This is a genomic window from Nocardia sp. NPDC060259 (assembly GCF_042728775.1).
Taxonomy (GTDB): domain Bacteria; phylum Actinomycetota; class Actinomycetes; order Mycobacteriales; family Mycobacteriaceae; genus Nocardia.
Genome location: NZ_JBHXAY010000182.1, coordinates 1 through 6,079 on the forward strand (window position 1 = coordinate 1; position 6,079 = coordinate 6,079).

Sequence of the window (6,079 nt, forward strand, 5' to 3'; positions counted from 1 at the left end):
CCTATCAGGAGCCGGGCAACAGGCCTCGGCAGAGCTACCACCTGACGGAAGCGGGCCGCGAACTCGAGCGCGCCAGCGCTCCAGCAATTCTGTCCGAGGGGGCGGATAAGCTGCCTGCGTGCCCGAACTTCCTCCCGTCGCCGACCTGCTCGCCACCGCCGTGCATGCCCTGGGAGGCACGGAACGCACCGGTCAGACCACCATGGCCACCGCCGTCGACCACGCGATCGACACCAAGGAGCACCTGGCGGTCCAGGCCGGTACGGGCACCGGCAAGTCGCTGGCCTATCTCGTGCCGAGCCTGCGGCACGCGGTGCGGACCGGGCGCACCGTGGTCGTCTCCACCGCGACGATCGCACTGCAGCGTCAGCTCGTCGACCGTGATCTGCCGCGGCTGGCCGACGCGCTCGCCAAGCCGCTGGGCCGGGTGCCGCAGTTCGCGATCCTCAAGGGCCGCAACAACTATCTGTGCCTGAACAAGATCAACAGTGTGATCCCGGAGGACACCGGCGGCGAGGCCGAACTGTTCGACGCGTTCGCCATCTCCAAGCTCGGCCGCGAGGTGCAGCGCCTCAACGAGTGGGCCTCCGACACCGAGACCGGCGACCGCGACGAGATCGCGCCCGGCGTGAGCGACCGGGCCTGGCGCCAGGTCAGCGTGTCCTCGCGGGAGTGCCTCGGCAAGACCCGCTGCCAGTTCGGCCAGGACTGCTTCGCCGAGAAGGCGCGCGCGGAATCGGCGCAGTCCGACGTGGTGGTCACCAATCACGCCCTGCTGGCGATCGACGCGATCAGCGGCATCCAGGTGCTGCCCGAGCACGATGTCGTGGTGATCGACGAGGCGCACGAGCTGGTCGACCGGGTCACCGGGGTCGCGACCGCCGAACTCGCCGCGACCGCGATCAGCGCCGCCGCCCGCCGCTGCACCAAGCTGATCGACGACCGCGAGGTCGACCGGCTCGAAGGCGCCGCCGAGGCGTTCCACGAGGCACTGGAAGACATGCCGGCGGGCCGCTGGGACCAGCTGCCCGACGGCATCGCCCCCGTGCTCGCGCTGGTCCGCGACGCCGCCTGGAACGCGCGCACCGCCATCGCGCCGCAGGGCAGTGTCAAGGCCACCGACGACCCCGACAACGCCGCGGCCCGCACGATGGCGGTCGCCGCGATCGACGACGTGCACGACGCGGCGGTACGCGCGCTCACCGCGTTCGAGGAGGCCGATCCGGCCGCGCGCCGCGACGTCATCTGGTTGTCGGCCGACGAGATCCGCGGTGTCGCGCGCCGCACGTTGCGGATGGCGCCACTGTCGGTGGGTGGCTTGTTGCGCAGCAGGCTGTTCGGCACCGCGACCGTGGTGCTCACCTCGGCGACGCTGCAGATCGGCGGCTCGTTCGACGGGCTGGCGATCACCTGGGGACTGCCGTCACAGCAGGGCGGCAAGGTCGACCCGGCCATGGCCAACGGCGCGACGGCGCCGGCCGACCTCGAATCGGTGCGCTGGAGTTCCCTCGACGTCGGCTCCCCGTTCGACCACGCCAAGTCCGGCATCCTCTATGTCGCCAAGCACCTGCCCGCGCCAGGTCGCGACGGCCTGTCCCCCGCCTATCTCGACGAGATCGAGCAGCTCATCACCTCCGCGGGCGGACGCACGCTCGGCCTGTTCTCCTCGATGCGCGCCGCCAAGGCAGCGACCGAGGCGCTGCGCGAACGACTCGACACGCCGGTGCTGTGCCAAGGCGAGGATTCGATGGGCGCGCTGGTCCGCAAGTTCGCCGACGACCCGGCGACCTCGCTGTTCGGCACGCTCACGCTGTGGCAGGGCGTCGACGTGCCCGGCCCGTCGCTGAGTCTGGTCATCCTCGACCGTATTCCGTTCCCCCGCCCGGACGATCCGCTGCTCACCGCACGCCAGCGCGCGGTGGAATCGCGGGGCGGCAACGGCTTCATGACGGTGGCGGCCAACCACGCGGCATTGCTGCTGGCCCAGGGCACCGGCCGGCTGCTGCGCAGCGTCGACGATCGCGGCGTTGTCGCGATCCTCGATTCGCGCCTGGCCACCGCCCGCTACGGCAGCTACCTGCGCGCATCGCTGCCGCCGTACTGGGAGACCACCGATCCCGAGGTCGTCGCCAAGGCGCTGCGCAGGCTCACCGCGTCGGCCTGAGCTGAGGACTTTTACATCGAGTCTTGCAATCGGAATGACCACACCAGTGAATTCACTACCGGGCGAACGCAAGTCGTGAGAACGTGGGGTGATGAAGCACCACGCCGATGGCGAGGTACTCGGTGAATTTCTGGTCAGCGCAAGATCTTTGGCCGAGTACCGCGCGATGTTTCACCTGTCCGACGACGATCTCACCGGTCGCCGAATTCTCGATTGTCCCGGCGGCGCAGCGAGTTTCACCGCCGAGGCCAGCACGCTGGGTGCCGCGGTCACCGCGGTCGATCCGATCTACGCGCGCTCGATCACAGAACTATCCGTCGACGCGGTCACCGAGAACGACCGCGCCGTGGCCTGGGCCGCCGCCAACGCGCACCGCTACCGCTGGGACTGGTACGGCTCCCCCGCGGGCCACGCCGCGATCCGGCGCGGTGCGGCCCGCCGCTTCGCCGACGACGTGCGCGCCGAACCGCACCGCTACATCGCGGCGAGCCTGCCCGAACTCCCCTTCCCCGACGGGTCCTTCGACCTCGCCCTCAGCTCGCACCTGCTGTTCAGCTACGCCGACCGCCTCGACGCCGACTTCCACCTCTCCGCCCTGCTCGAACTGTCCCGCGTCACCGAGGGCGAGGCCAGGCTCTACCCACTGCTCGACTACACCGGCGCCCCACTGGACGACCTGATCGACCACCTCAGAACCGAACTACACGACAAGGGCATCCCCACCGCCCTGCGCAAGACCCGTTACGAATTCCACCACGGTGCCGACACCATGCTGGTCCTGCAACCGGCCGCATGATCGGCGTCACCGAGATCGGTTCGCCGCCTTGGTTCATAGGGATCTCCTACCAACGACGGGCCGGAGCGCGGCGGCGTAGTGGAGGGGCGGTAGGTTCTTAGGCGTGCATACGATGCGAGCCGGCCGGTAGCACGGCCGTGGTGGAGAAATCTCGACGCGCAGCACTCCCGCGCACCGTCTCGACGCTCCTCCTGTTACTCGGTACCGCCGTCCTCGGGGTGACGCTGCTGTTCACCACCATGGACCCGTGGATGAACGATGGCGGCATTCTCGTCGGTGGCCTCGACGTGCACATCTACCGCGACGGTGGCTGGCGGGTGCTGCACGATCGGGCGCTCTACATCGAGCCGACGCACTACGGACTCCTCTACACCTACACGCCGTTCTCGGCGCTGGCGTTCCTGCCGCTCATGCTGGTGCCCTGGGCGCACGTCACCACGACCTGGCTGGTGCTCAATCTCGCGGTGCTGTTCGGCTGCGTGCTGCAGAGCTGGCGGATGCTCGGCTACCGGGTGACGCCGCGCCTGGCCGTCGTCAGTGCGCTGATCACGCTGGCCTGCGTCTTCGCCGAGCCCGTCCGCACCACCCTCTACTACGGGCAGATCAACCTGTGGCTCATGCTGCTCGTGCTGTGGGACTTCTCCCGCGCCGGGAACAGCAAGCTGCGCGGCGTCGGCGTCGGCATCGCCGCGGGCATCAAACTGACGCCGCTCTACTTCGTCGCCCAGTACCTGGCGCAGCGACGGTGGCGTGCCGCGGCCACCGCGGCCCTTACCTTCGTCGCATCGATCGGCCTGACCGCCCTTGTCCTGCCCCGCGATTCCTATCAGTACTGGACCTCGACGTTCTTCCAGTCCAGCCGCATCGCCCCCGACGTCCACGCCGCCAACCAGTCCCTGCGCGGCCTCGTCGCCCATCTCACCCACGGACCCGCCCCGGTCTGGCTGTGGCTGCTCATCGCGGTCCCGGTCGCGCTCGTCGCGCTGTGGCTCGCGGCCGCGCTCGAGCGCCGCGGCGAACCGCTGCTGTCGGTCGCCCTCGGCGGCCTCACCGCCTGCGCGGTCTCCCCCTACTCCTGGGGCCACCACTGGGTCTGGTTCGTCCCCCTGATGGTCTACCTGATCCATCGCGCCCAAACCCGAGGCCGCTGGTGGCTTGCCGCAGGCGCCCTCTACATCGCCATCGCCGCCTGGACCTACACCTACACCCCGACCTGGGTCAGCGTGGGCACCTTCCTCCTACCCCCGTGGTGGCCAGGCGCCCAGATCATGATGAACATCTACGTCGTCATCTACCTGATCGTGCTGATCGGCATGGTCCACCTGGTCCGCTCCGCACCACAACAGCCCGAGCCGATAGCACCGATCATCATCAATCCCCCTACCGCCGAACAGGTTTCACCCGCCCCAGCGATCGAACTCCTGCCCTGGATCACCGACGGCACACACCCCGACGACAACCGCCCGGCAGCCGTCGACTGAGCCCGCCGACAGCAGGCGATCGCTACGACGCCTTGCGATTGACGAGCTGGGCTGCCCGCTGATGCGAAACACCCAGCGCAAGTCCGATCTCGCGCTGCGACAGCCCGGCTTCGGCAAGAGTCTGCGCCGCGGCCGCTGCTGCAGCAGCGGCTGCCGCCTTCAGCTCATCTATCTGACCGAGAATCCGCTTGGACCGCTCCCACTTCTCCCGCGCGGCTTCAGGCAGATTCACCTGGACTGTCAGATCGAAAGAGTCGATCGGCACTTCCTGCATGACCCCGATGAGATCGCGAGCCATCGGCTCGACCTCCTGCAAGGTGCGAGCCTGGGTCCACTGATCAATTTCGAGGATGTGGACGAGCCAATACCGCTCGCCCCGCTCGACGCGGGCAGTGTAGGTCACTTCCGCCACCATCCTTTCCCGAGCACTTCCTCGCACTGCTTGTAGATCGTAACGGCGAGGCGGTCGTCGATCTCGGCATGGCGCCCGATGGGAATCTGTTTCCCGCCGAGCTTGAAGACGGAGTGGTTACCGCCTGCACGGGCGAGCTCCCAGGTGACATCGCCGGTTCTTGCGGCCTCGGCGATCTTCTTGATGAGCTCGCTCCGCTTCGTCATCAGTATGTTCTATCCTAGCCTAGTCACACAAGACAACCCTAGGGTTGTCGCTCGATGCGGCAACTTTGGCCGGATAGAGACCCAGCCTCACCCGGAGCTTCCGACACGAAAACTCACCGGTCGAGCACTTTCTGTCAATTGCCTCCGATGTCCGACGAACGGCGCGGCTACATTGGAATCCATCGAGCGTGGGCCAGGTGGAGGCCCCGGAAAGGAGGGGCGGCATGGCTGTCGAGCTGGTCAACGAGGCGTGGCCATTCGTGACCGCTGCGCTGGGAGCCTATGGCGCCAATGTGCTGACAAGGGTGCAGGATCAGGCCGCCGAGGACACGGCGAATTGGGGTCGCCGGATCCTGCAACGCGTCTTCGGGACCCGCCCGGCCGACGAAACTCCGCCGCCCGCCATCGATCGCGCCGTTGCGGATCTCGGTGACTCGCAGGCGCAGGACGCCTTGCGCGGACGGATCGGCGAACTACTGGAAGCCGATCCCGAGCTGGCGACCGAAATCTGGGCGATGGTGCACCAGGCGGGACAAATCGCCAGTGGCCCGGGCCAGGTCAACGCGCACTCCTACGACAACTCGCAGCAGAACAACCAGGGCCAGGGCACCTTTCAAGTGACCAACTTTGTCCGCCCCGAGCAATAGGCCGCACGGGGCTGTCGACGCCGAGGCAACCGGCAACTCGCAACAGAACAATCTCGGCCAAGGCTCGTTCACAGTCAACAACTTTGGTGCGGCCAGGCCGTCGACACGTCTGTCAACAGTCCTCCCCCCGCCAGAATTGGTCGGCCGCGACCGGGAATTCGAGTGCATGATCAGCCATGTCAAAGCGGCCCGGCCCGCCGGTCGCCGGTATGTGCTGTCCACCATCCTAGGCATGGGCGGAGTTGGCAAGACCGCCTTCGCCCGCGCCGTAGCAGCCGAACTAATTGATGAATTTTCTGATGCCCGCTTAGAGATCGATTTTCATGGATTCACACCTGATCGCGAGCCAAGGGATCCTTACCGCATTCTCGGC

Annotated in this window: 7 protein-coding genes; 5 read left to right on the forward strand and 2 right to left on the reverse strand. The window is 67.5% G+C overall.

Going from position 1 to position 6,079, the window contains the following annotated elements; all coding sequences use genetic code 11:
- Positions 1 to 118: 118 nt before the first annotated feature.
- The 3 genes from ACFWF2_RS33220 to ACFWF2_RS33230 all read left to right on the forward strand — a co-directional run bounded on the left by ACFWF2_RS33220 (position 119) and on the right by ACFWF2_RS33230 (position 4,441).
- Positions 119 to 2,164, forward strand: a complete 2,046-nt coding sequence (locus ACFWF2_RS33220) for an ATP-dependent DNA helicase (RefSeq protein ID WP_379311440.1) — start codon at positions 119 to 121, stop codon at positions 2,162 to 2,164.
- 91 nt (positions 2,165 to 2,255) lie between these two features.
- Entirely contained in the window at positions 2,256 to 2,960 is a 705-nt protein-coding gene (locus ACFWF2_RS33225; protein ID WP_379311441.1) for a methyltransferase domain-containing protein, read from the forward strand.
- Between the two features lie 140 nt (positions 2,961 to 3,100).
- A complete protein-coding gene (locus tag ACFWF2_RS33230; RefSeq protein WP_379311442.1) occupies positions 3,101 to 4,441 on the forward strand; it encodes a glycosyltransferase 87 family protein in 1,341 nt (446 codons plus the stop codon).
- 22 nt (positions 4,442 to 4,463) lie between these two features.
- Here the strand turns inward: ACFWF2_RS33230 and ACFWF2_RS33235 are convergent, their stop codons facing one another.
- A complete protein-coding gene (locus ACFWF2_RS33235; protein WP_378852900.1) occupies positions 4,464 to 4,844 on the reverse strand; it encodes a HicB family toxin-antitoxin system in 381 nt (126 codons plus the stop codon).
- The gene (locus tag ACFWF2_RS33240) at positions 4,841 to 5,059 is read right to left on the reverse strand and encodes a hypothetical protein (protein ID WP_379311443.1); all 219 of its coding nucleotides are present in this window, start codon (positions 5,057 to 5,059) and stop codon (positions 4,841 to 4,843) included. The genes ACFWF2_RS33235 and ACFWF2_RS33240 overlap by 4 nt, the downstream gene beginning before the upstream one ends.
- Before the next feature lie 224 nt (positions 5,060 to 5,283).
- Here ACFWF2_RS33240 and ACFWF2_RS33245 point away from each other — a divergent pair, with 224 nt between their 5' ends.
- Together ACFWF2_RS33245 and ACFWF2_RS33250 are read left to right on the forward strand one after the other, a co-directional pair.
- On the forward strand, positions 5,284 to 5,706 hold the full coding sequence (locus tag ACFWF2_RS33245; protein ID WP_379311444.1) for a hypothetical protein: 423 nt from the start codon (positions 5,284 to 5,286) through the stop codon (positions 5,704 to 5,706).
- Positions 5,707 to 5,872: 166 nt separating this feature from the next.
- The coding region (locus tag ACFWF2_RS33250) for a hypothetical protein (protein WP_379311445.1) at positions 5,873 to 6,079 on the forward strand (207 nt) is incomplete at its 3' end.

What these genes read in the sequence shown, in the direction of transcription:
- ACFWF2_RS33245 (WP_379311444.1), top strand. Translation starts at nt 5,284, where the DNA reads ATGGCTGTCGAGCTGGTCAACGAGGCGTGGCCATTCGTGACCGCTGCG.
- ACFWF2_RS33225 (WP_379311441.1), top strand. Translation starts at nt 2,256, where the DNA reads ATGAAGCACCACGCCGATGGCGAGGTACTCGGTGAATTTCTGGTCAGC.
- ACFWF2_RS33240 (WP_379311443.1), bottom strand. Translation starts at nt 5,059, where the DNA reads ATGACGAAGCGGAGCGAGCTCATCAAGAAGATCGCCGAGGCCGCAAGA.